The organism is Streptomyces griseiscabiei (genome assembly GCF_020010925.1).
Classification (GTDB): domain Bacteria; phylum Actinomycetota; class Actinomycetes; order Streptomycetales; family Streptomycetaceae; genus Streptomyces; species Streptomyces griseiscabiei.
In genome coordinates this window covers 840,896-864,558 of sequence record NZ_JAGJBZ010000003.1, presented here as the reverse complement: position 1 = coordinate 864,558, position 23,663 = coordinate 840,896, and the positions used below count along the sequence as shown (strand labels likewise).

20 protein-coding genes are annotated in these 23,663 nt (G+C 72.7%); 12 read left to right on the top strand and 8 right to left on the bottom strand.

Translation table 11 applies throughout. From position 1 onward, the window contains the following. Nucleotides 1-125 precede the first annotated feature (125 nt). The 3 genes from J8M51_RS37725 to J8M51_RS37715 all read left to right on the top strand — a co-directional run bounded on the left by J8M51_RS37725 (nt 126) and on the right by J8M51_RS37715 (nt 2,492). Entirely contained in the window at nt 126-1,436 is a 1,311-nt protein-coding gene (locus J8M51_RS37725; protein WP_267299848.1) for an amidase family protein, read from the top strand. Then, nucleotides 1,433-1,741 (top strand): hypothetical protein, encoded by a 309-nt coding sequence (locus tag J8M51_RS37720; protein WP_267299847.1) that lies wholly within the window; start codon nt 1,433-1,435, stop codon nt 1,739-1,741. The genes J8M51_RS37725 and J8M51_RS37720 overlap by 4 nt, the downstream gene beginning before the upstream one ends. 127 nt (nt 1,742-1,868) lie before the next feature. Beyond that, entirely contained in the window at nt 1,869-2,492 is a 624-nt protein-coding gene (locus J8M51_RS37715; RefSeq protein WP_086763053.1) for a flavodoxin family protein, read from the top strand. Nucleotides 2,493-2,496: 4 nt separating this feature from the next. Here the strand turns inward: J8M51_RS37715 and J8M51_RS37710 are convergent, their stop codons facing one another. From J8M51_RS37710 to J8M51_RS37695, 4 genes are all read right to left on the bottom strand, one after another. Next, nucleotides 2,497-3,423 (bottom strand): ABC transporter permease, encoded by a 927-nt coding sequence (locus J8M51_RS37710; protein ID WP_086763055.1) that lies wholly within the window; start codon nt 3,421-3,423, stop codon nt 2,497-2,499. Continuing rightward, nucleotides 3,410-4,372, bottom strand: coding sequence for an ABC transporter ATP-binding protein (locus J8M51_RS37705; protein ID WP_086763057.1), 963 nt, complete (start codon nt 4,370-4,372; stop codon nt 3,410-3,412). Before J8M51_RS37705 ends, J8M51_RS37710 begins: the two co-directional genes overlap by 14 nt. Nucleotides 4,373-4,477: 105 nt before the next feature. Beyond that, on the bottom strand, nt 4,478-5,821 hold the full coding sequence (locus tag J8M51_RS37700; protein ID WP_086763059.1) for a LolA family protein: 1,344 nt from the start codon (nt 5,819-5,821) through the stop codon (nt 4,478-4,480). Nucleotides 5,822-6,147: 326 nt separating this feature from the next. After that, nucleotides 6,148-7,158: a polyprenyl synthetase family protein gene (locus J8M51_RS37695; protein ID WP_086763061.1), complete on the bottom strand. Its 1,011-nt coding sequence runs from the start codon at nt 7,156-7,158 to the stop codon at nt 6,148-6,150. 756 nt (nt 7,159-7,914) lie between these two features. Between J8M51_RS37695 and J8M51_RS37690 the strand changes: the two genes are divergently transcribed. Further along, complete coding sequence (locus tag J8M51_RS37690; RefSeq protein WP_086763063.1) at nt 7,915-8,673, top strand: LysM peptidoglycan-binding domain-containing protein; 759 nt, start codon at nt 7,915-7,917, stop codon at nt 8,671-8,673. A gap of 89 nt (nt 8,674-8,762) precedes the next feature. Here J8M51_RS37690 and J8M51_RS37685 read toward each other — a convergent pair whose 3' ends face one another. From J8M51_RS37685 to J8M51_RS37675, 3 genes are all read right to left on the bottom strand, one after another. Continuing rightward, the gene (locus J8M51_RS37685) at nt 8,763-9,569 is read right to left on the bottom strand and encodes an HAD family hydrolase (protein ID WP_086763065.1); all 807 of its coding nucleotides are present in this window, start codon (nt 9,567-9,569) and stop codon (nt 8,763-8,765) included. 270 nt (nt 9,570-9,839) lie between these two features. Then, complete coding sequence (locus J8M51_RS37680; protein WP_086763067.1) at nt 9,840-11,042, bottom strand: FAD-dependent oxidoreductase; 1,203 nt, start codon at nt 11,040-11,042, stop codon at nt 9,840-9,842. Between the two features lie 105 nt (nt 11,043-11,147). Further along, a complete protein-coding gene (locus J8M51_RS37675; protein WP_398857674.1) occupies nt 11,148-12,425 on the bottom strand; it encodes an ATP-grasp domain-containing protein in 1,278 nt (425 codons plus the stop codon). Nucleotides 12,426-12,617: 192 nt separating this feature from the next. Between J8M51_RS37675 and fahA the strand changes: the two genes are divergently transcribed. The 8 genes from fahA to J8M51_RS37635 all read left to right on the top strand — a co-directional run bounded on the left by fahA (nt 12,618) and on the right by J8M51_RS37635 (nt 21,920). Further along, nucleotides 12,618-13,862, top strand: coding sequence for a fumarylacetoacetase (gene fahA / locus J8M51_RS37670; RefSeq protein WP_267299846.1), 1,245 nt, complete (start codon nt 12,618-12,620; stop codon nt 13,860-13,862). A gap of 328 nt (nt 13,863-14,190) precedes the next feature. Continuing rightward, nucleotides 14,191-14,991 (top strand): GntR family transcriptional regulator, encoded by an 801-nt coding sequence (locus tag J8M51_RS37665; RefSeq protein ID WP_216591633.1) that lies wholly within the window; start codon nt 14,191-14,193, stop codon nt 14,989-14,991. 60 nt (nt 14,992-15,051) lie between these two features. Then, complete coding sequence (locus J8M51_RS37660) at nt 15,052-15,279, top strand: 4Fe-4S dicluster domain-containing protein (RefSeq protein WP_010986276.1); 228 nt, start codon at nt 15,052-15,054, stop codon at nt 15,277-15,279. A 16-nt stretch (nt 15,280-15,295) separates the two neighbouring features. Further along, nucleotides 15,296-16,645 (top strand): ABC transporter substrate-binding protein, encoded by a 1,350-nt coding sequence (locus J8M51_RS37655; RefSeq protein WP_086759193.1) that lies wholly within the window; start codon nt 15,296-15,298, stop codon nt 16,643-16,645. Between the two features lie 50 nt (nt 16,646-16,695). Then, nucleotides 16,696-17,628: an ABC transporter permease gene (locus J8M51_RS37650; RefSeq protein WP_086759195.1), complete on the top strand. Its 933-nt coding sequence runs from the start codon at nt 16,696-16,698 to the stop codon at nt 17,626-17,628. Continuing rightward, complete coding sequence (locus tag J8M51_RS37645) at nt 17,612-18,421, top strand: ABC transporter ATP-binding protein (protein WP_179203270.1); 810 nt, start codon at nt 17,612-17,614, stop codon at nt 18,419-18,421. Before J8M51_RS37650 ends, J8M51_RS37645 begins: the two co-directional genes overlap by 17 nt. Beyond that, complete coding sequence (locus J8M51_RS37640; RefSeq protein WP_398857794.1) at nt 18,418-21,282, top strand: fumarate reductase/succinate dehydrogenase flavoprotein subunit; 2,865 nt, start codon at nt 18,418-18,420, stop codon at nt 21,280-21,282. The genes J8M51_RS37645 and J8M51_RS37640 overlap by 4 nt, the downstream gene beginning before the upstream one ends. A gap of 89 nt (nt 21,283-21,371) precedes the next feature. Further along, a complete protein-coding gene (locus tag J8M51_RS37635; RefSeq protein ID WP_086759778.1) occupies nt 21,372-21,920 on the top strand; it encodes a GNAT family N-acetyltransferase in 549 nt (182 codons plus the stop codon). 73 nt (nt 21,921-21,993) lie between these two features. Here J8M51_RS37635 and J8M51_RS37630 read toward each other — a convergent pair whose 3' ends face one another. Further along, nucleotides 21,994-23,661 carry a VWA domain-containing protein gene (locus tag J8M51_RS37630; protein ID WP_086759780.1) on the bottom strand — a complete coding sequence of 556 codons (1,668 nt, stop codon included), beginning with the start codon at nt 23,659-23,661 and terminating at the stop codon, nt 21,994-21,996. Nucleotides 23,662-23,663 lie beyond the last annotated feature (2 nt).

Here is a 23,663-nt window from a genome sequence, read left to right as displayed (position 1 = left end):
CGGGAATTTGAAGACAGGCCCTAGGAGGGGTCCGAGGTGCCTCAGCGAGGCAAGGACACCTGACAGGTTCGACGTGTCCCCACGATCCCGACCGGCGCAGCCGACCCCACCGACCTGAGAAGGCCATGCAGCCGAACACCTCACCCCCCTCCGGCTCACCGCTGTCGGACACCGTCCCTGACGCCGTTTTCCCACCCGCCTGTCTGTCCCTCGACCCGCCTTGGCCCGGCGCCCTCCCGTCCCTCTCCGCCGAGCGGATCGCCGCCGGTGTGCGCGGGGGCGAATTCCGCGCCGTCGATGTCGTCGCGGCGGCCCTCGCCCGGATCGAGCGGGCCGAGCCGACGCTGTGCGCGTTCGCGGAGGTGTGGGCCGAGGAGGCGGCGCGGTGGGCGGGGGAGGTGGACGCCCGGGTCGCCGCCGGTGAGTGGCTGCCGTTGGCCGGGGTGCCGATCGGGGTGAAGGGGCGGGGCGGGGCGCGTACGGCGGCGGCGCGGGCGCTGGTCGCGGCCGGGTGTGTCCCGGTGGGGGCGACCTCCGTGCCGGGCCCCGGTACGCCCTGGCAGACCTGGGGGCTCGGCGCCGGGGGCCGGACCGTCAATCCCTGGCGGGCCGACCGGACTCCGGGCGGTTCCTCCGCCGGGTCCGCGGCGGCGGTGGCGGCGGGTCTGGTGCCGCTCGCGACCGGCTCGGACGGCGCCGGATCGGTCCGTATCCCGGCCGCGTGGTGCGGTGTCGTCGGACTGAAGACCACGAACGGCCGTCTGCCCTCCCCCGACCGCACCGGCCTCGCGGCCCCCGGCGTCCTCGCCCGGCACGCCTCGGACGCGGCGGCGTACTGGCGTTGTGTGAGCGGGGCACCGCCGACGCCGGCCGAACCGGTGTCGCCACCGCCGCTCCCGCCCACCGCCCTGTGGTCACCCGACCTCGGTTTCGCCGACACCGACGCCGAGCCCGCCGCGATCGCCCACGCCGCCGCGCTGCGCCTGGAGGAGAGCGGGCTCGTACGGCTCGCGGGACACCGGTCCGGGGACGCATCCGTACGGCTGGAGGACCCGGCCCCGGCCTGGCTCACCCTCCGCGGCGCGGCGGACGCCGACCCGGCGGCGCTGCGGGCGGCCGGGGGGCTCCGCGCCGAGAACGACCGGCGGCTGGCCGTCCTCTTCGGCGGGGCCGACCTGATCCTCACCCCCACCACCCCCAACGCCCCGCACGGCCACGACGGGCCGGGCGACCGCTACTCCACGGCACTCACCTGGGCGTTCAACCTCAGCGGCCACCCGGCCATGAGCATCCCGGCCGGCCTCGACTCCGACGGCCTCCCTGTCGGCCTCCAACTCGTGGCCCGGCACGGCGAGGAGGAGGCGCTGCTGCGGGTGGCGTGCGCCGCCGAGACCGCCCAGGACCACCCCGTACGGCAGAGGGAGACCCCGGCATGAGATGGACCGTCCAGGGTGAACGCACGATCCATGACACCCCATGGGTGCGGCTGCGGTCGCTGGCCGTCGAGCGGCCCGACGGGACGCGCGGCGACCACATCACCGACACCCAGCACTTCGTCTTCCGTACGGACGACGCCCGGCGGATCGGCGCGCCCACGGAACTCAACGAGTCCGACCGGGTGGAGTGGATTCCGCTCACCGCGGTCCCCGGCATGATCACCCGTCGGGAGATCGTCAGCGGCGCGACGCTCGTCAGGGTCATGGCCCTGCTGCTTGAGCCACCGCCGCCCGCCACCGCGTGACCGCGCCGCCCGCCCCCTCCCTCCCCTCCCCCTGACATTCGCATGCGCATGCATTTATTGTGTACGCATGTAATCGTCGCACGCCCGCCACGGCCGTGCGCGTACGCCACTCACTCAGGGGGACCCCATGACCCGCCGCTTCCTCTTCGTGCTCGGCAGCAGCCGGCCGGACGGCAACTCCGAGATGCTGGCCCGTGCGGCGGCCGAGCAGTTGCCCGGTGATGTCGAGCGGCGCTGGCTGGATCTCGCGGAGCACCGGCTGCCGGACTTCGAGGATCTGCGGCACGACAGCGACCATGTGCGGCCGGAGGGTGACAGCAGGGCGGTGCTGTTGGACGCCACGCTCGCCGCGACGGATCTGGTGATCGTGTCGCCGCTGTACTGGTACTCGGTGTCCGCGCACGTCAAGCGCTACCTCGACCACTGGTCGGGCTGGCTGCGCACCCCGGGTCTCGACTTCAAGCAGACCATGGCCGGGCGCACCCTCTGGGGGGTCACCGCGCTCGCCCACGAGGAGGAAGAGGTCGCCGAGCCCCTCGTCGGGACGCTCAACAACTCCGCCGCCTACCTGGGCATGCGCTTCGGCGGGGTCCTGCTGGGCAACGGCAGCAAGCCCGGTGACGTACTCCGCGACACGGCCGCCCTGACCCGTGCGAAGACGTTCTTCACCGAGCCCGCGCTACCGCCGTACGCCCGCTTCCCTTACGACACCGACACCGACACCGACACCGCGCCCGGCAACTCCGGCTGAACCGCTACGCCGTGATGTCCTTCGCCGTGAACCTCGCCCAGGCCGCCGACCCGAACACCGCCGCGTACAGGGCCTGGAGACCGAAGTTGCGTTGCAGGTCCTCCCAGTAGACCGGCTCGCGCATGAGGTCGGCGAAGGAGAGCCAGTAGTGGGAGAAGAAGTAGGGGTGGAGGGCGTCGAGCTGGGGGATCTGGTCGAGGATCTGGACGGTGATGAGGAGCCCGACCGTGGTGGCCATCGCGGCGATACCGCTGTTGGTGAGGGTCGAGACGAACAGCCCGAGGGCCGCGATCCCGGTCAGTGACACGGCGACCGCCAGCGCGATCAGCAGCGCCCGCCACAGGCCCTCGGCGAAGCTGATCCGGGTGCCGGAGATCGTCGTCAGATCGCCGAGCGGGAACAACAGCGCTCCCACCGCCAGTGCGGAGGCCGCCACGACGAGGGTCGCCACCAGGCAGAACGTCATGGTCGTCGCGTACTTGGTGAGCAGCAGCCGGGTCCGGCCGGCGGGCGAGACCAGCAGATAGCGCAGGGTGCCCGCGTTCGCCTCGCCCGCGATCGCGTCCCCGGCGATCACACCGACGGCCATCGGGAGGAAGAAGGGGAGCGTCGCGGCCAGGGCCGTGAAGACGAGGAACAGGCCGTTGTTGGTGATCTGCGCGATGAACGCGGGGCCGCCCCCTCCCCCGCCGTCCGGTCCGCCGCCCATCGAGGACCCGTCACCCGTCTCGATCCGCACCGCGATCCCGACGAGGATCGGCACCGCCGCCAGCACACCGAGCAGCGCGAGCGTCCGCCATCGCCGGAAGGTCGTGAGCAGTTCGTTGCGGAACAGGCCGAAGGTCCACAGCGGGCTCGGTTCCCGGGCCGCCGCCGCCACGCCGGTCGTCCCGGTCGACACGGCCGTTCCGTCCGTCTCAGCCCGCGACATCGAAGCCCTCCCCCGTGAGCGCCACGAACGCGTCCTCCAGGGAGGCACGTTCCAGGGCGAAGCCGCGGACCCGGACTCCCGCGGTGACCAGTGCGGCGGTGAGTTCGGCGAGGTCGCGGTCGGGGGGCGGCGGTTCGGCCGTCACCCGGTCCCCGTCCCCGTCCCCGTCCCCGTCCGTCACGGCCACGTCCGCCACGCCCTGTTCCTTGAGCACCCGGGCCGCGTCCGCCGTGTCGGGGGTGGTGACGACGAGGCGCCCCCGCGCACCGGCGGCGAGTTCGGCCACCGGGCCCTGGGTGAGGAGCCTGCCCTTCGCCATGACGGCGACATCGGTGCACACCTGCTCGATCTCGTCGAGGAGGTGCGAGGAGAGGAACACGGTGGTGCCGTCGGACGCCAACTCCCGTACCAGCGCCCGGATCTCCCGCATGCCCTGCGGGTCGAGCCCGTTCGTCGGCTCGTCGAGGACGAGGAGGTGGCGGGGCTGGAGCAGGGCGGCCGCGAGGCCGAGCCGCTGCTTCATGCCCAGCGAGTACGCCTTGGCCTTCTTGCCCGCGGCGGCGGCGAGCCCGACCCGGTCGAGCGCGGCGGCGACCCGCGTACGCCGGGTGCGCGGGTCGGCGGTCGGGTCGGCGGAGTCGTAGCGCAGCAGGTTGTCGCGGCCGGAGAGGAAGCCGTACAGCGCGGGGCCCTCGATGAGCGCGCCCACGTGCGGGAGGACGGCCCGGGCGGAGCGCGGCATGGGCCGGCCGAGGACCCGGGCCGTGCCCGAGGTCGGCTCGATCAGGCCCATCAGCATGCGGATGGTGGTGGTCTTGCCCGAGCCGTTCGGGCCGAGGAAGCCGAAGACGCTGCCGCTGGGAACCGTGAGTTCCAGATGGTCCACGGCCACCTGACCGCCGCGGAAGGTCTTGGTCAGCCCCTGGGTGTGGATGGCTGCGTCGCTCATGGCTCCCCTCGGGTACGCCCGGTGGGCCGGAGCGGCACCTCGCCGCCCCGGCCCACCGGCCGGTCTCCTGCCGCTTCCTGCCGCCGGTCTGCCGGCCCGCTGCCGCTACTTCGCCTCGTCGGCCGCCTTCACCAGGGCGTCCTTGGTGACGGCGCCCGCGTACACCGTGCCGTCGTCGGTGAAGAGGACGTTGATCAGCCGGGTCTTGAAGACCGTACCCGAGCCGAAGTCGCCCTTGACCTGGTCGCCGAGGGAGTTCAGGAACCCGTCGACCCGGGCGTCGCCGGAGGAACCGGAGGAGTCGCCGCCGGTGGGCAGGCCGCCCTCTCCGCCGCCGTCGATCACGGCGATCGTGCTCCAGCCCTTGCCGATGGTCTTCAGCCCGTCGAGTCCGCTCGCGAACTCCTCCTCGGACGCCCCGGAACCCTTGTGGCCCTTGCCGCCCTTGCCGGGTCCCTCGAACGTCGACTCGCCGGACCCGGACTCGTGGCGGCCCGACTTCTCGACCTCGTCGGCCTCGGTGACCTTCGCGCCCTTCGGCGGGGTGAAGTCGAACGTCGAGGCGCTCGGCTTGCCGAAGTCGACCTCGGTGAAGCCCGCGTCCACGACGGCCGCGCCACCGCTCGCCGGGGTGAGCGTGAACTTCAGCGGCAGGCCCGTCTTCTCGTCGACGGCGATCGAGATCGCCCCGACCGTGGAACCGGACTGCTTGGGCTTGATCACCAGCTTGTACGCGTCCCGCCCGGCGACCTGCGCGGTCCCGTCGACGGTCACGGACGTGGTCTCGTCGACGGCCTTCAGGGCCTCCTCGGCGAGCTGCCCAGGCGTGGCGGGCACGTCCTCCGGCGCCGGCCGGTCCTTGCCGTCGCCGCCCTTGCCGCCCTTGGCGCTCTCGCCCGCCGGGCCGGCCTCGGTCGCGTGGTACACCTCGTTCGAGGCGCTGTCGTACGCCCATACGTCGTCGCCGTTGTGGATGACGCTGTACTCGGCGGCGTCGTCCAGCAGCGAGAGCTTCTGCTTGTCGGGGCCGTCGGTGGCGACCCGCAACGTGTGGGTGCCGGTGGCCAGTTCGAGGAGCTTGGCGGAGGGGTCGGCGGCCGAGCCGTCGCCCCCGGAGGGCGCCTGCGAGGCGAGGCCGTCCACGAGACCGCCCAGGTCGGGCAGGCCCAGATCCGTGGTGATCTTCACCGTGCCGGACACCTGCTGGACGTCCGAGGCGGCGATCTTCTCGATGAGTTCCTGTGCGCTGATCTTCGGCAGATCGGGGTCACCGGAGCCGGCGAAGGCCGGGACGAGCCCGATGGTCGCCGCGGCCACGCCCAGCACGGTGACCGGGACGACGTACCGCGCGGCCTTGCGTCGCCGTGCCGAGCGCGTCTCCTCGGCCTCGGCCGCGAGCGCGGCGGCGTCACCGGTCCGGGCGCTGTCGTCGGTTTCGTACGGTGCCATGTGTGCCTTACCTCCGTCGTCGGCGGCGGCGTCTGTCGGTGCCGCCATTCTCACCCGAATCGGTGAGGAGTGGTGATACCCATCTGACCAAATCGGCCGGAGGGAATCGTCAGACTCGGGGCTCAACTCCGTGTACTGCTACGGGATGACATGGAGCGGCGGCGCCCACCCCCGACCCGTAGGGGTCGTCGGGGCGGACGCCGCCGGCGGAGTCCGTGTCCGGGGCCGCGTACGGGCCCGAGGGACGGGGACGGAGGTGCCGCAGGAACGGGGACGGGCATGCCCGACCGGGCAGGGGATGCCCAGCCGGGCGCGGGCGGGGGTGTCTAACCGGCGCGGTGGACCACCGCGTCGCACAGCTCCACCAGTGCCGCCTTCGCGTCGCACTCCGGCAGCGGCGCCAGCGTGGCCCGGGCCTCCTCCGCGTAGCGGATGGTGTCGCGGCGGGCCCGCTCCAGCGCGGGGTGGACGCGCAGCCGGGCCAGCGCCTCGGCGTGCCGGGCGTCGTCGGTGAGGTCGGAGTCGAGCAGCTCGCACAGGGCGAGGTCGTCCGGCAGCGCCAGCCGCCCCGCCTGCTCGCGCAGCCGCAGCACCGGCATGGTCGGCACGCCCTCGCGCAGATCCGTGCCCGGGGTCTTGCCGGACTCGTGCGAGTCGGAGGCGATGTCGAGGTAGTCGTCCGCGAGCTGGAAGGCGATGCCGAGCCGCTCCCCGTACTGGGTCAGCACATCGACGACGGTCTCGTCGGCGCCCGCCATCAGCGCGCCGAGCCGCCCGGCGACCGCGACCAGCGAGCCGGTCTTGCCGCCCAGCACATCGAGGTAGTGCTCGATCGGGTCACGTCCGTCGCGCGGGCCCGCGGTCTCCAGGATCTGTCCGGTGACCAGCCGTTCGAAGGCCTCGGCCTGGATGCGGACGGCGTCGGGGCCGAGGTCGGCGAGGACGTGCGAGGCGCGGGCGAACAGGAAGTCACCGGTGAGCACGGCCAGGGAGTTGTCCCAGCGGGCGTTGGCGCTCGGCACGCCCCGGCGCACCTCGGCCTCGTCCATCACGTCGTCGTGGTACAGCGTGGCGAGGTGGGTCAGCTCGACCACCACCGCCGAGGGCACGACACCCGGCGCGTACGGGTCGCCGAACTGTGCCGCGAGCATCACCAGCAGCGGCCGGAACCGCTTCCCGCCGGCCCGCAGCAGATGCTGGGCGGCCTCCTGGATGAAGGGGACCTCGCTCTTGGTGGCCTCCAGCAGACCCTCTTCGACGGCCGCCATTCCGGCCTGGACATCGGCTTCGAGGGCCTGGTCCCGCGCGCTCAGCCCAAACGGCTCGACGACGGTCACGAGGGTTCTCCTGTCTGCTGACGTCCACTGACGGTCACACGGTCACACGGTCGGTCTGGGTCGCTCTCACGATCGATGACAAAGATTGTCGATCTGTCGCTGTCATCACCCGAGTCAGCGTATCCGGTCACCTTTCGATCACCACGAGGGCCCACGCGTCGACGCGCGTACGGCACCCGTGCGCGACCCGGCGCGGGACCGGCGCACGGCCCGTCCCGGGTACCCGCTCGGCCCCCGGGGACGCCCGCGAACACCCGGCCCGAGTTGACCGTTTTGCCGCATAGTGCGCCCTTCATCCGACTCCTCCCGTGAGTTGAGTCACCCACCGCCCTCGACGCAACCTTTCGCCGATGCGCCGACTTTCCCTTTGCTGTAGGCAAGTTGACCCGGAATCCCGTATCGCCAATTGCCACCGAATCACATCAAACTCAAGGTCAAATAGACCAAACCGCCATACCGGGACTTGTTCCGATCGTGTGCTCTCGCATACGTTCACACCCCGTCCGGACGGACCGCCGAATCCTGCCGCCGCCCCGGACTCCCCACCCATCACCACTCATCCACGCACGGCAGGAGCGGGGGACCCAGGTAAGCGCCGGTCCGAGATTTCCCCACCGGACCGGCTCGGGGTGAAGCCACGCGCAGTACGCCCGATGGACGCGGCACGCACAGCGGCCACCGGGACGACGCGCACGGCCGGGCATCTCCAGCCCGAACCCGACAGCTCACCTCGCAGGCGACGGAGAGGAATCCGCCATGCCCGCACGAGGCAAACACCGTCGTATCAGAAACAACGCGCTGACCCGCGGCATCCTCGCCGCCGGTACGGGCGGGGCCGTGCTGGCCCTCCCGCTCACCCTCGCCACGACCGCGAGCGCCGCCACCCCGGCCCAGGCCCCGGCCTCCGTCCAGGCGGCCCCGCAGTCGGCGCCCGCCGCGGCGAAGGCCAAGCCCACGACGTACACCGTGGTCTCCGGGGACACCCTGTCCTCCATCGCCCGCAAGCACGACACCAAGGGCGGCTGGCAGCGGCTCTACAAGGACAACCGCGCGGCCATCGGCGACAACCCGGCCCTGATCCGCCCGGGCCTGAAGCTCAAGCTGAACGGCGCGAAGGCGGCCACGGCCTCGAAGGCGTCGACCACGAAGTCCGCCGGGACCGCGACGGCCACCCAGGCCTCGGTCAAGACCTACGCGAACAACCTCGACGGCTGGATCCGCGAGTCGCTGGACATCATGGCGCAAAAGGGAATTCCCGGGACATACAACGGGATCTACCGCAACATCATCCGTGAGTCCTCGGGCAACCCGAACGCCATCAACAACTGGGACTCCAACGCCGCCGCGGGCACCCCGTCGAAGGGCCTGCTCCAGGTCATCGACCCGACGTTCGCCGCGTACCACGTCTCCGGCACCCCGTACGACCCGTACGACCCGGTCGCCAACATCACGGCGGCGTGCAACTACGCGGCCGACCGGTACGGCTCGATCGACAACGTGTTCGGCGCGTACTGAGCCCCACGGCTCCCCACGCTCCACCTTCGTTCCCCTGGGCCGGCGGGCCCAGGGGAACGCCCCGTTCAACGCCCTGTTCGACGCCCCGTTCAGGGGAAGAGCCGGTCCAGCACCACCGCGATCCCGTCGTCCTCGTTGGAGAGGGTCACCTCGTCGGCGACGGCCTTGAGTTCGGGGTGGGCGTTGGCCATGGCGACGCCGTGGGCCGCCCAGTCGAACATCGGGATGTCGTTGGGCATGTCCCCGAAGGCGATGGTCCGCTCCGGGGTCAGCCCGAGATGGTCGGCGGCCAGGGCCAGGCCCGTCGCCTTGGTGATACCGCATGGCTGGAGTTCGACGGTGCCCGGCCCCGACATGGTCACCGTCGCCAGCGAACCCACCGCCATCCGCGCCGCCGAGGCCAACTCGTCGTCCGACAGGCAGGGATGGCGCAGCAGCACCTTGCTGATCGGCTCGCACCACAGGTCGTCCCGGCGCGGCACGCGGACGGCGGGCAGCGTGGGGTGCGGCATCAGATAGCCGGGCTCGATCAGGGTGAGGCCGTCGACCCCGTCCTGGTCCACAGCCGCGTACACCTGTCCGACCTCCGCCTCGATCTTGCCGAGCGCGGTCTCCGCGAGTTCCCTGTCCAGGGTGACGGACCAGAGCAGCCGGTCCGCGCCGGGGTCGTACAACTGCGCGCCCTGTCCGCACACCGCGAGCCCCCTGCTGCCGAGGTCGTCGAAGAGGGGGCGCACTCTCGGCGCCGGCCGTCCCGTCACCACGAGGTGCTGAGCACCGGCCTCCGTGGCCCGCGCCAGCGCGGCGAGGGACCGGTCGGAGAGCGTGTCGTCACTGCGCAGGAGCGTTCCGTCCAGGTCAGTGGCGATGAGTGAATATGCGGTGGGAGCGGCCATGATCAGAGAATACGGATGCCACGCCCCATCGGTTCGACGCGAACCGGACGACGTCCGGCCCCTCGACCACCCCACCGCCCCCGTACGTCAACCTCCTTTGCCCGAACGCGAGTTCAGCGAAGCGGAGGCTCCGCCGCCCTTGATTCGGCCGCAGGCCGTGAAAGGGACGCGGGGCTGTATCGACATGCGGCTCCGCCGCGTGGGCGCGATCAGCCGCGAACGACCCGCACCCCGCGACGCACCGCCCCACCCGAGCTCACCCCGGAACCCTCACCCGTGCGCCGCGGCCAGATGCCGGGCCAGCCGGGGCGAGGCGAACTCCGTCCCGCACACGAAGCGCATCACCGGCCCGTACGAGGCCGCCGCGGGCAACCCCGTGAAGTACAGCCCCGGTATCGACGACCGGAACCCGGCCCCCAGCACCGGCGCCCCCCGGCTCACCCCCAACTCCGTACGCAGCTCGTGCCCGAGGAACCCCATCGCCCCGAGGTCCACCCGGTACCCGGTCGCCGCGATGACATGATCGGCGCCCAGTTCCGCCGTACGCCCGTCGTGCTCGCGCACCACCACGTGCGGGCGCCCGTCGACGACCCCGGCGCGCACCACGCGCGCCACCTCCCGCACCTCGACCCGCCCCTCGAACCGCTCGCGCAACCACCAGGCGCCGAGCGGCCCGAGCACCCGGCGGACCAGGTAGTGCCGGGTGTCGGCGGGCAGATACCGGTAGGGGTGCGGGTAGTAGCTGAGCGCCCACAGCGACCAGGCCCGGCCGAACGGCGACTCGGGGCGCAGCCGCGGCTGCTTCCACGGGGGCGCGCCGAAGGCCACGGCCCCGCTCCCCCGCGCCACCACCCGCACCCGCGCGCCGGCCTCGGCCGCCAGGGCCGCCGTCTCCAGGGCGGACTGTCCCGCGCCGACCACGATCAGGTCCTTGTCCTTGAACCGGCCGAGGTCGGCGTGCTGGGAGCTGTGCGAGACGGGCCCCGCGGGGGTGGGGCCGTCCGCGGCGGCGCCCACCAGTTCGGGCGGCAGATGCGCCAGCCCGAACAGCCCGCTCGCCACGACGACGGCCCGTGCCGCGAACAACTCCCCCGAGTCCAGCTTCAGTTCGAAGCCGCCGCCCTTGCCGCGGTCCACCGACACCACCCGCACCCGTTCCAGCTCGGACACGAGCCGCTGCTGGAACCACTCCCCGTAGGCGATGAACGTCTCGACGGGGATGATGTCCTCGTCCGTCACCAGCCGCCGGATCCCCGCCGCGTCGCAGTAGTCGGCCAGCGTGTGCCCGGCTTGCGGGGCGTCGATGCTCGACGCCGCCGGGGTCGACTTCAGAAGCATTCCGGCGGGCATGTTGTCCCGCCAGCTCACCATGGGTTCACCGAAGACACGGACGGGAATGCCGTGCGCGCGCAGGTGCGCGGCGGTGGACAGACCGAACGGCCCGGCGCCGATGACTGCTACCGGTTGAATCACGAAGTCCCTCCCCAGGACGTTCTGTTCCTACTTCGCGCGGTTCACATGTGACTGCTTGCGGGTTCTGCGGGTCTGCGGGTTCTGCGGGTGGCAGAGGGGCGGTGGCTAGGGGCGCACATGGGCGTTGCCGAGGCGGTTGGTGCGCCACAGTTGGTAGAGGTGTTTCGCACCCGGGCGCACGAAGCGCGCGAGCATCGTGAGGAACGGCAGCGGGTCGTCACCCGCGAGCCACGCCAGCTCCGTACCGCTCGCGCGCGCCGGCGCGTGCGGGGTGGTGTATCCACTGCGCCGGTAGGCGAGCAGCGCCGGGAGGTCGATGTTCTCCACGATGTACCGGCGCCCGGCGAGCTGCTCCCCCTCCGGCACCGGCCGGCCGGTCAGATCGAGGTGCATGGCGCGGACGACGTCGATCCCGGCCTCGTTCTCGAACAGCCGGAACTGCGCGCCCATCCGGGGGTTGAAGTCGAGCAGCTTGTACCGCCCGTCCCGGCGGTCGAACCGCAGATCGAGGTCGATGACCCCGGTGAACCCGATCTGTTTGATGAACCGGGCCGCGATGTCCGCGAGTTCGGGGTTGTCGACGACGTACGCGTTCGCCGTCATCCCCGCGTGCGGCGGCCACGACCGCACCTTGACCCCGGTGAACATCGCGAGCGGGGTCGAGTCCGCGTCGAAGTAGGCGTGCACGATCCAGTCCTCGGCCTCCTCCCGGGGCAGGTACTCCTGGAGGATCACCCCGGGGCGGTCGCCCCAGCCGCGGGCCAGCCGCAGCAGGCCCTCCGGGTCGGCGATGCGGGTCGTGCCGTTCACCGCGGGCTGCCTGCGCCGTTCGAACGCCTCCCGGTTCTTGGCCACCACCGGGAAGCGGGCCCGCCGCGCGAACCGTTCGACGTCGTCGTACGACTGCGGGAAGGAGCTGACCGGGCTGGCGATGCCGTGTTCCACGCAGAGTTCGTGCAGCCCCTGTTTGCTGGCGAGCCTGCGCGGGAGCTTCCCGTCGACGCGGGGGAAGAGGAACCGGGTCGCCAGTTCCTCCTGGTGCTCGGCGATGAGCACCGCGGCCTCCTCGTCGGTGGGTATGAGCACGGTCGGCCGGCCGATCCGCCGGCCGATGCGCAGCAGGCCGTCCACCAGCCACCCGGGCTCCTCCGTCCCGGTGGTCGGCCAGACGAACGCGCGCCGCAGATAGCGCGAGACGGCCGCCGGTGTGTACCGGTCCTCCGTGATCGCGTACATCGGCACGCCGAGCCGGCCCAGGCTGCGGATGGCCCCGACTCCGCCATGGTGCAGCGGATAGTCGCCGAGCTTCACCACCAGCCCCGGAACGCTTCGGTCCGCCTGTACCGGCGCACCCCAAGTACCCCTGGCCACGGGTCCCCCCACGTGTCCCCCCTACCGGACCCGGACCCACCCCGTCCGCGTCCCCCAGAGGACGCTAAGCCGGAACCTTCCCTTCCGACCCTCCCCTATCAGGACATTACGAACTCTTTAGACACTCCCCGATCTTCGCGCCTGCCCGTAACGTGTGGCGCGACCAGAGGAAACGACGGAAGCACGAGAGCGAGGCACCACCCGATGCCCCCCTTCGATGTCCCCGAGGGCCACCCCTTCGGTCCGCACAACCTCCCCTACGGGGTGTTCTCCACCGCCGGTTCCGACGCCTCCTCCGACGGCGGTTCCGCCGCCCGTACGGTCGGTGTCCGCCTCGGCGACCATGTCCTGGACGCCGCGGCGGCGGCTCGCGCCCTCGGTTCCCCGTACGCCGCGCTGCTGGCCCACCCCACGCTCAACCCGCTGCTGGCGGCCGGGCGCACGGCCTGGTCGGACCTGCGCCGGGCGCTGACGGCCTGGCTGACGGTGCCCTCCCACCGGGAGACGATCGCACCGCACTTCCACCCCCTGTCCGAGGTGACCCTCCATCTGCCCTTCGAGGTGGCCGACTACGTCGACTTCTACGCCTCCGAGAACCACGCGCGGAACGTGGGAAAGATCTTCCGGCCCGACTCACCGGACCCGCTGACCCCCAACTGGAAGCATCTGCCCATCGGTTACCACGGCCGGTCCGGCACCGTTGTCGTCTCCGGCACCGAGGTGGTACGGCCGTCCGGGCAGCGCAAGGCGCCCACCGACCCGGCGCCCGTGTTCGGCCCGTCCGTGCGGCTCGACATCGAGGCGGAGGTCGGGTTCGTGGTGGGCACGCCCACGGAACAGGGGCGGCCGGTGGGGCTCGGGGACTTCCGCGACCACGTCTTCGGGGTCTGCCTCCTCAACGACTGGTCGGCGCGGGACCTCCAGGCCTGGGAGTACGTGCCCCTCGGACCGTTCCTCGGGAAGTCCTTCGCCACGTCGGTGTCGGCCTGGATCACCCCGCTGGACGCCCTGGACGAGGCGCGGGTGGCTCCGCCGGAGCGCACGCACACGCTGCTGCCCTACCTGGACGACTCCGCGCCGGACATCGACCCCGGCGGCTACGACCTGCGCATCACCGTCGCCGTCAACGGTCACGTCGTCTCCGAGCCGCCGTTCTCCACGATGTACTGGACCGCCTCCCAGCAACTGGCCCATATGACCGTCAACGGCGCCTCCCTGCGCACCGGCGACCTCTACGGCTCCGGCACGGTCAGCGGACCCGCCCCCGGCCAGCGCGGCTCCCTGCTGGAGCTGACCTGGAACGGCCGGGACCCGCTCGACCTCCCCACCGGCAAGCGCGCGTTCCTGGAGGACGGCGACGAGGTGACCCTCACGGCCTGGGCCCCGGGACCGGGCGGCACGAGGGTGGGGCTGGGCGAGGTGACGGGGCGGATCAGGGGGCGGGAGTAGGAGGGGCACGGGAGCGGCACGGGAGCGGGAGCGGCACGGGAGCGGGAGCGGCACGGGAGCGGGAGCGGCACGGGTGGGCGCAGGCGGCGCCTCGCAACCGCCGAGCCGCGGACCCCACCCCCGCCCGGCCCCGCCCGGCCCCCGCGCGACGGCAACGGCGACGCGTCCCAGCCACCGGCACGCCGTTCCCACTCCTTGGACACCCGGGTGGCAGATCTTCCTCACACCCCCCGCAAAACCCCAGCTCAACCCTCTGATCGCCACCCCCTCACATGGCGCAACATTCCCGCAACATTCCTTTCCCCACCATCTCGGTATGGTTCAAAACATGCCACCCACCGACCGCATCCGGGACCACGCCGGCCAGGGCGCGACCACCGTCGCCGCCCACCGCGCGCGGCGCCGGCTGCGCGCGGACCAGGCCCGGCAGCTCGCCGATCTCCTCCGCCGCCAACTCCTCACCGACGGCTTCGAGAACGGCACCCTCCCCCACGAGTCCGCCCTCGCCACCGACTACCGCGCCACCCGCAACACGGTCCGCGAGGCCCTGGACCTCCTGCGGGCCGAAGGCCTCGTGGAACGCTCCCCCGGCGTCGGCACCGTCGTCGTCGGCCAGAAGTACCCCCACGGCCTCGACCGTCTGATGGGCCTCGCGGAAACCCTCCGCGAACACGGCACGGTCACCAACGAGGTCCGCACCATGGGCCCGGCCCCCGCCCCCACCCCCGTGGCGGACCGCCTCCACCTCCCACCCGGCACCGACGTCCTCTACATCGAACGTCTGCGCCGCCTGAACGGCCTCCCCCTCTCCCTCGACCTCACCTACATCCCCCTGGCCCTCGGCACCCTCGACCTCGGCACGGCCCTGCTCGGCGCCGACCTGGAGAACACCGACGTCTTCCGCCTGCTGGAGACGATCACCGGCCGGCGCCTGGGCCACGCCGAGATCACCCTGGAGGCGGTGAACGCGGACACCCACTCCGCCGCCGTACTCGAAGCCCCCCGCGGCTCGGCCGTCCTGATGCTGGAACGCCTCACCCACCTCGCCGACGGCCGCCCCGTCGACCTGGAGTTCATCCGCTTCCGCGGCGACCGCATCACCATGAGCGGCCTGCTGCACCGGTCGTAGCGGGCCGCCGTACCCCTGCCCTCAGTTCCGCCCCCCTGTAGGACCTTCCTGGAGACAGCCATGCCCTTGGCGCCCCAGCGGGCCGACGTGCCCGTGACCATCGACGAGTCGAAGTGCATCGACGGCTGCACCCTGTGCGTGGACATGTGCCCGCTGGACTCCCTCGCCATCGACGAGAGCAACGGCAAGGCCTATATGCACGTCGACGAGTGCTGGTACTGCGGCCCGTGCGCGGCCCGCTGTCCCACCGGAGCCGTCACGGTCAACATGCCCTACCTGCTCCGGTGAAAGGTCCCGAACTCCCATGAAACACAAGGCAGTCATCGCCGCCTCCCTGCTGCTGCTCGCGCCCCTGACGGCCTGCGGCGGCAGCGCGGCGGCCGGGGACGACGGCTCCACGGTCACCGTCACCGTCGGCTACCAGTCCAAGACCATCAACACCGTCACCGCCGGCACCCTGCTGCGCTCCCTCGGCTACTTCGAGGACGAGCTGAACGCGCTCGGTGACGGGAAGACGTACAAGGTCGACTGGCAGGACTACGCGACCGGCGCCCCCATCACCGCCCAGATGACCGCCGGGAAGATCGACATCGGCTCGATGGGCGACTTCCCGCTGCTGCTCAACGCGGCCCGCGGCAAACAGCTCGGCAAGCCCACCCGGCTGGTCGCGGCCACCGGCTACAACCTCCGCGGCGGGCTCAACACCATCGTCACGGCACCGGACTCGAAGCTGAGCACGCTGACGGACCTGAAGGGCAAGAAGGTCTCGACGAGCGTCGGTTCGGCGGCCGACGGCACTCTCGTACGAGCGCTGCGGGACGCCGGTCTCGACGCCGACAAGGACATCGAGAAGCTCAACCAGCAGCCGGCCGTCGGCGCCTCCGCCCTCTCCGGGGGCAGCGCGGACGCCCTGTCGCAGTTCGTGGCGTGGCCGGGCCTGCTGACGTACCAGGGCAAGGCGAAGGCCCTGTACGACGGCGCGCAGCTCGACCTGCCCACGTTCCACGGCGTGACCGCCCGCGAGGACTTCGCGAAGCGGCGGCCGGCCGTCCTGGAGGCCTTCCTCAAGGCCCAGGCCAAGGCCACGGACTACCTGAACGAGCACCCCGTCAAGGCCGCCGAGAAGGTCGCCGACGCGACGGGACTGCCCGCCGAGGTCGTCTACCTCTACAACGGCGCCCACGGCATCGCCACCTTCGACCCGGCCCTGAAGCCCGCGCTGATCGCCGCCCTGAAGAAGGACGTCCCGATCCTCGAGGCCGCGAAACTGACGGGCGACGTGGACGTGGACGCCTTCGTCGACGACCGGTACGTCCGCAAGGCGCTCGGCGCCTCGGCGTACACGAAGCAGCTCGCCGCGGCCCCCGCCCCGGCGGAGAGCGAGGTCTGGCCCAAGGGCGCCGACGAGACCGAGTCCTTCGCCACACCGGCCGAGCTGCTCGCCTACGTCGCCGCGCACCAGGACGCCGTCCGTGCCGCGTACGTCCCCGACGCCACGACCGGGACGCAGTGGTTCGCCGACAAGGCGGTGTGGGTCGCCGACGGGGACCGGCTCCTCCCCTTCGTCGCCCCGGCCACGGCGAAGGCGTACGTCGCCGGGCACGACGGCGCCGGGATCGTCACCTACGCGACCGCCCTGGAGCGGGCGTCGTGAGCCGCCCCGGCAAAGAGCGCGGGCCGGGCACGGCGGGCGGGCCCGGCAAGGTGCGCGGGCCGGGCCGCCGCTCCCGGCGGCCCGTCGCCGCCCGCTACGCGCTGCGCGCCCTGTCCCTGGTCGCGGCCCTCGCCCTCTGGCAGCTGCTGACCAGCCAGGACATCGACCTATGGCTGCGGTTCTCGCAGTTCCCCACGGTCACGGACGTGGCGCACACCTTCGCGGACCGGGTCTCCGGCCCCGACTACTGGACGGACCTGACCGACAGCCTCACCCGCATCCTCACCGGCTTCCTGCTGGCGGCGGTGGCGGGTGTGGCGACCGGCATCCTGATCGCCCGGTCCCGGCTCGCCGAGGACCTGCTCGGACCGGTCCTCGAGGTGATCCGCCCCATCCCGGCGATCGCCCTCGTCCCGGTCGCGATCCTGCTGTTCCCCTCCAACGAGCAGGGCATCGTCTTCATCACCTTCACCGCCGCGTTCTTCCCGGTCCTGGTCTCCACCCGGCACGCCGTACGGGCCCTGACCCCCGTGTGGGAGGAGGCCGTCCGCACCATGGGCGGCGGCCGGTGGCGGGTCCTCGCCTCCGTCGTCCTGCCGGGCGCGCTGCCGGGCATCTTCGGCGGCCTGTCGGTCGGCATCGGGGTGTCCTGGATCTGTGTGATCTCCGCCGAGATGATCTCCGGCCAGTACGGCGTCGGCTACCGCACCTGGCAGGACTACACGGTCGTCGACTACCCCGGCGTCTTCGTCGGCATGGCCACGATCGGTGTGCTGGGCTGGCTGACGTCGACGGCCGTGGAACTGCTCGGCCGCCGGCTCACCCACTGGCTCCCGCGTACGTCCTACGCCGCCGTCGCGCGCCCCCGGGCGCCCCGAGCCGCGACGGCACCGGCCGCCGCCCCTGCCGCGTCGGCCGCCACAGCCACCGCCCCCGGAACCGCAGCCACGGCCGAGGAGGCACGTGATGAGCACCTCGTCTGAGACGCGGGCCCGCGCCCGCGAAGAGGCACCGGCACGCGAGGACCGGGCGCCCGCCGGCGTGCGCGGCATCCGCCTCGCGCTCCGGGGCGCCGACCTGGGCCGCCCCGACGCGGTCGCCCTGACCGGCGTCGACCTGGACATCGCCCCCGGCGAGATCCTCACCGTCGTCGGCCCCTCCGGCTGCGGCAAGTCGACCCTGCTGCGCACCCTGGCGGGCCTGCTGCCGCCGCTCGACGGCGGGATCACCCAGGACGGCACCCCCCTGACCGGCCCGTCCGCCGAACGCGCCCTGGTCTTCCAGGAGGACGCCCTGCTGCCCTGGCGCACCCTGCGCGCCAACGTCGAACTCCCGCTCGCCATCCGCGGCCTGCCCCGCGCCGAACGCCGCACGCAGGCCGAGGAGTGGCTGTCCCGGGTCGGGCTCGCCGAGTACACCCGGCAGCTGCCGCACCGCGTCTCCGGCGGACAGCGCCAGCGCGCGCAACTCGCCCGCGCGCTCGCCGGGCGCCCCCGCGCCGTCCTGATGGACGAGCCGTTCGGGGCGCTCGACGCCCAGACCCGCGCCGGGATGCAGGACCTGCTGGTGGAGGTGTTGCGGGGCACCGGCGCCACGGTCGTCTTCGTCACCCACGACGTGGACGAGGCCCTGTTCCTCGGCGACCGCGTGGCCCTCCTCGGCTCCGGCCGCCTCACCGCCGTACGCGACATCCCGCGCCCCCGCGACCGCACCGCCCACGACGACCCGGCCCGCGTGACCCTGCGCCGCTCCGTGTTGACCTCACTCGGTTCCTGAAAGGCCCTCTGGTGGAGATCCCCGCCCTCACCGCCGCCGAAGAACTCACCTGCGACGTCCTCGTCATCGGCGGCGGCACCGCCGGCACCATGGCGGCCCTCACCGCAGCCGAGCACGGCGCGAACGTCCTGCTCCTGGAGAAGGCGCACGTCCGTCACTCGGGCGCCCTCGCCATGGGCATGGACGGCGTCAACAACGCCGTCATCCCCGGCCGCGCCGAGCCCGACGACTACGTCGCCGAGATCACCCGCGCCAACGACGGCATCGTCGACCAGTCCACGGTCCGCCAGACCGCCACCCGTGGCTTCGACATGGTCCGGCGGCTGGAGTCGTACGGGGTGAAGTTCGAGAAGGACGAGCTGGGCGAGTACGCCGTCCGCCAGGTCCACCGCTCCGGCTCGTACGTGCTGCCCATGCCCGAGGGCAAGGACGTCAAGAAGGTCCTCTACCGGCAGCTGCGGCGGCGCGAGATGCGCGAGCGCATCCGCATCGAGAACCGGGTCATGCCGGTGCGCGTGCTGACGGCCGGCGAGGGCGCGGAGCGCAGGGCGGTGGGGGCCGTCGGGTTCAACACCCGTAGCGGCGCGTTCGTCACCGTGCGCGCCGGCGCGGTGATCCTCGCGACCGGCGCGTGCGGCCGGCTCGGGCTCCCCGCCTCCGGCTATCTCTACGGCACCTACGAGAACCCCACCAACGCGGGCGACGGCTACGCCATGGCCTACCACGCGGGCGCCGAACTCACCGGCATCGAGTGCTTCCAGATCAACCCGCTGATCAAGGACTACAACGGCCCCGCCTGCGCCTATGTCGCCAACCCCTTCGGCGGCTACCAGGTCAACCGGCACGGCGAACGCTTCGTCGACTCCGACTACTGGTCCGGCCAGATGATGGCCGAGTTCGCCGCCGAGATCGCCTCCGACCGCGCCCCCGTCTATCTGAAGCTGAGCCACCTCCCGGAGGAGTCCGTCGCGGCCCTCGAATCGATCCTGCACACCACCGAGCGCCCGACCCGGGGCACCTTCCACTCCGGCCGCGGCCACGACTACCGCACCCACGACATCGAGATGCACATCTCGGAGATCGGCCTGTGCGGCGGCCACTCGGCCTCGGGCGTACGCGTCGACGACCAGGCCCGTACGACCGTCCCCCGCCTCTACGCCGCCGGCGACCTCGCCTGCGTCCCGCACAACTACATGATCGGCGCCTTCGTCTTCGGCGACCTCGCGGGCGCGGACGCCTCCCGGCACTCCCCCTACGAGGGCGAACTGCCCGCCGACCAGCTCCGGGACGCCCACGAGCTGATCTACCGCCCGCTGCGCAACCCCGACGGGCCCCCGCAGCCCCAGGTCGAGTACAAACTCCGCCGCTTCGTCAACGACTACGTCGCGCCCCCGAAGTCCGGCTCCCGGCTCTCGCTGGCACTGGAGGCGTTCGAGCGGATGCGGGACGACATCGCCGAGATGGGCGCCCGCACCCCGCACGAACTCATGCGCTGCGCCGAGGTCTCCTTCATCCGCGACTGCGCCGAGATGGCCGCCCGCGCCTCCCTGGCCCGCACCGAGTCCCGCTGGGGCCTCTACCACGACCGCCTCGACCACCCCCACCGCGACGACACCTCCTGGTTCCACCACCTCGACCTGTACAAGTCCCCGTCCGGCGCCATGGAGTTCACCGCCCGCCCCGTCGCCCCCTACCTGGTCCCGATCGACGAGTTCACCCCGGTCGGCGGCCCGTCCCGCCCCCTGGGCGAGGTCCACGCGGAGCACGTGGCGACAGCGGGGTCCCGGGACGTGGCACCGGTGGCGGCGGGGGCGGCGGGGGGCTCGGGGGCGGAGGGGGCATTGGGAGCCGCGGGGGCAGCGGGGGCAGCAGAGGCAGCGGAGGCAGCAGGTTCGCCGGGGTCGGGGAGGGGGGCCCTCCCCCTCCCCTCCCACCCCACCCCCCACACCTCCCCCACCCGCCTCCTCGAACTGGTCGCCCTCGCCGAGGAGCAGCCCGAACTCGACGCCCTCCGGCCCTACCTGGCCGACCCGGCGCCGGCCGTGCGGCGCGAGGCGGTGGCCGTCCTCACGGAGACCCTCCCGGCGGGCACCGGCCCGGCCCTCGCCGAGGCGCTCCGCGACAGCGCCGCCGAGGTACGCGCCGCCGCGGCGGCCTCGCTGCGCGAACTGGTCGAGACCCTCCCGCCCGAGCCCGCCCTGCGCGACGGCCTCGCCGCCGCCCTGGCCGAGCCCGACCCGGTCGTCCGCTCCGCCGCCCTGGACGTCCTGCGCGCGCTGAGCCTCGGTGACACGGCCCTGTTCGCGGGCTCGCTGGCGGACTCCGACATCGGCGTCCGTATCGAGGCCGTACGCGCCCTCGTCTCGGTCGACGCGGCCGTCGAACTCGCCCACGCGGCACCCACCGACCCGTCCCGCGAGGTCCGCGTCACCATCGCCAAGGCCTTGGCGACGATCTCGACGAACGCCCCGGAACCCCACCCTCCTCTCCCCGCCGTCCTCACCACCCTGACCACGCTGACCGACGATCCGGACCCCTTGGTGCGCGCCGCCGCCTACGGCGCCCTGGGCACCGTCGGCTGCCCTCCCCGTCTCGCCCCTCGGGCCGTGACCGCCCTCACCGACCCCGCCTGGCAGGTCCGCGCCGGCGCCGCCACCGCCCTGTCCACCGCGCCCGCTCCCCTCGCCGTCCCGGCCCTCACCACCACCCTCACCGACCCCAACGCCGACGTCCGCAAGGCCACCGTCCTCTCCCTCACCCACCACACCACCACCGAGGAAGCCCGCACCGCCCTCACCACGGCCACCAAGGACTCCGACGCCGACGTCCGGGCGTACGCCGGCCGCGCACTCTCCTCCTGACCCACAACCCCGCGCGCCACCCACCCCCGTCGTGAGGAGTGCCGCAAAACCATGTGCGAGCGACGGGAACGGCTGCCTACCCTCCGGTCATGGATCTTCGTGAAGAACTTCCGGGCGACAGGGAGTCCGTGCGGGACGTCCACCTGCGGGCGTTCGGTGACCACGGCCTTGTCGTGGCCGACCTGGTCGACACCCTGCGGGACACGATCACGTCCGCGCGGGGTCTCTCCCTGGTCGCCGAACTCGACGGGCGGGTCGTCGGGCACATCATGTTCACTCCCGGTCTGCTCGATGCCCCTCGGCGACTCGTCGAGGTGCAGGTGCTCAGCCCGTTGGCCGTCATGCCCGGGCATCACAAGCGCGGTGTCGGCTCGGCCCTGGTCCGGCACGGGCTGAGGACCCTCGCCGAACGGGCCGTCCCGGTGGTCTTCCTGGAGGGTGACCCGGGCTACTACTCCCGCTTCGGCTTCACCCCCGGTGCCGACCGGGGCTTCCGAAAACCGTCCCTGCGTATCCCGGACGGTGCCTTCCAGGCCCTCGAACTCCCGCAGTACGAGCCCTGGATGACCGGAACCCTGGTCTACTCGGAGCCGTTCTGGCGGCACGACGCGGTCGGCCTCCGCGACCCCGGCGCATAGTGCCCGGACACCGCCCGCCGTTCACGGTCCGCGGGGTCCGGCCCCGGCGGAGACCGACGACGGACGCTGCCGGTCAGATCACGCGGAACAGGTCGGCGGCGGCGTGGACGTCCGTGAGGTCGGATATGGAACGGAGGTTGTCGCACAGGATGTCGAGGACGGAGTCGGTCTCGGCGACGCGCGGGGCGCCGACGGCGACGCCGAAGACACGGAAGCCCAGCCGGTGTTTGGCGTCGTGCCAGCCGCGCAGCCAGTCGGCGGTGACGCCGCAGTCGTCGTCGGTGAGCATCACGATGTCACCGCGGGCGCGGGCCGTGTCGTCGTACTCCTCCCTCAGCAGTTCACCGGCCGCCGTCAGGGGCGTCTGGTAGCTGGTGCCGCCGCCGAGGAAGGTCTCCGCGAAGTCGATGACCCGGGCCGTGTCGGCGGGCCGGTCGCCGGGGAAGCGGAAGACCTGGATCCTGTCGGCGGCCGAGAACAGGATGCCGACGAAGTCCCGCCCCGCGTGACGGGCCTGGTCCAGCAGTGCCAGGGCGCACGCCTTGGCCCACGCCTCCCGGGTCACTCCGCCGGGTCCCGCCTCGTACATGGAGTGCGAGGTGTCGACGCACGCGATGACGGCGCCCTTGCCGGTCGGCCGCTCCCCCTGGCTGTCGTAGAGCATCAGTTCCCCGGCGGCGTACCGTGCGGCGAACACCGCGCGCAGCTCGGGCAGTCCGAGGTTGGCCAGTTCGGAGGGGATGACCCGGGAGAGGTCGTCGCCGAGGGTGACGCCGACCAGTTCACCGACGGTGTTCTCCACCTTGCGGGCGCGCTCTCCGTCGGCCATCTGCCGGAAGCGGCCGATCAGTTCGGCCCACTCCGCGAGACGGCCGGTGCGCAGCCGTTCGGCGAGCCGGGCCCGCTCGTCGAACCGCATCCGCTCCAGTTCGCCGGGGCCCACGCCCCACGCCCGCATCAGCGCGGTCTCCTGCCGCACGGTGTCGGCGGCCCGTGCCACCGCGCTCCGCGCGGCGGTGCGGATACCGGGCGCCGCCGCCGCGACAGCCCGGGCGGCGTCCAGGGCGGCCTGCCGTGCCGCGGCCTCGGCGCTCTCGGCGGTCTCGATCGCCCGCCGCACGGCGTCGGCGGCCGGTGCCGCCACGGTGCCGTCCTCGTCGGCCTCGCCCGCCGCGCTCCGAAGCGCCTCGCCCACGGCGTGCGCCGCGTCCTCGGCCTGCTCCTGGGCCCTCCTTGCCTGCTCGGTCCGCTCCCGGGCGTCCCGGGTGCGTTCCAGCATCCGGCGCAGCGCGGCGGCCTGGGCGAGCACGGCCATGGCGGCGGCATAGGGGTCGCCGGCCGTCTCCCGGTGCAGTTCGGTGAATTCCGGTGACTCCACCAGCGTGGTGATCACCTGGTGGTTGACCAGTCGGGTGGGCGCCATCTCCACGCGCTCACGCAGCTTCGGCCGGATCTTGTACGCGGCCAGGAACACGTCGCTCAGCAGGTCGGCGGCGCGGGTGTGGTCGCCACCGTGGTCGTGGGCGGTCGTGCGAGCGTGGTCGTCGGCGGCGTGCCGGGCCAGCTCCTCGGTCAGTTCGCGCAGCCCGGCCGACTGCTCGTAGGTGTCGTGCCAGGTGATCCGGTCGAACCGGTCCCCGACCACGGCCCTGGTGTGCCGCTCGGCCCCGGTGGCCGGGAGTCCCACCCACTGTCCGGCGCGGCCCGCCAACGCGTCGAGCCTGCTCGATGCCACATCCATGG

Excerpts from the sequence above, each read along its gene's own strand:
- J8M51_RS37700 (WP_086763059.1), bottom strand. The coding sequence starts at position 5,821 with ATGGCACCGTACGAAACCGACGACAGCGCCCGGACCGGTGACGCCGCC.
- J8M51_RS37720 (WP_267299847.1), top strand. The coding sequence starts at position 1,433 with ATGAGATGGACCGTCCAGGGTGAACGCACGATCCATGACACCCCATGG.
- fahA (WP_267299846.1), top strand. The coding sequence starts at position 12,618 with ATGCCCCCCTTCGATGTCCCCGAGGGCCACCCCTTCGGTCCGCACAAC.
- J8M51_RS37655 (WP_086759193.1), top strand. The coding sequence starts at position 15,296 with ATGAAACACAAGGCAGTCATCGCCGCCTCCCTGCTGCTGCTCGCGCCC.
- J8M51_RS37705 (WP_086763057.1), bottom strand. The coding sequence starts at position 4,372 with ATGAGCGACGCAGCCATCCACACCCAGGGGCTGACCAAGACCTTCCGC.
- J8M51_RS37660 (WP_010986276.1), top strand. The coding sequence starts at position 15,052 with ATGCCCTTGGCGCCCCAGCGGGCCGACGTGCCCGTGACCATCGACGAG.
- J8M51_RS37690 (WP_086763063.1), top strand. The coding sequence starts at position 7,915 with ATGCCCGCACGAGGCAAACACCGTCGTATCAGAAACAACGCGCTGACC.
- J8M51_RS37635 (WP_086759778.1), top strand. The coding sequence starts at position 21,372 with ATGGATCTTCGTGAAGAACTTCCGGGCGACAGGGAGTCCGTGCGGGAC.
- J8M51_RS37710 (WP_086763055.1), bottom strand. The coding sequence starts at position 3,423 with ATGTCGCGGGCTGAGACGGACGGAACGGCCGTGTCGACCGGGACGACC.
- J8M51_RS37725 (WP_267299848.1), top strand. The coding sequence starts at position 126 with ATGCAGCCGAACACCTCACCCCCCTCCGGCTCACCGCTGTCGGACACC.
- J8M51_RS37630 (WP_086759780.1), bottom strand. The coding sequence starts at position 23,661 with ATGGATGTGGCATCGAGCAGGCTCGACGCGTTGGCGGGCCGCGCCGGA.
- J8M51_RS37665 (WP_216591633.1), top strand. The coding sequence starts at position 14,191 with ATGCCACCCACCGACCGCATCCGGGACCACGCCGGCCAGGGCGCGACC.
- J8M51_RS37685 (WP_086763065.1), bottom strand. The coding sequence starts at position 9,569 with ATGGCCGCTCCCACCGCATATTCACTCATCGCCACTGACCTGGACGGA.
- J8M51_RS37715 (WP_086763053.1), top strand. The coding sequence starts at position 1,869 with ATGACCCGCCGCTTCCTCTTCGTGCTCGGCAGCAGCCGGCCGGACGGC.
- J8M51_RS37645 (WP_179203270.1), top strand. The coding sequence starts at position 17,612 with ATGAGCACCTCGTCTGAGACGCGGGCCCGCGCCCGCGAAGAGGCACCG.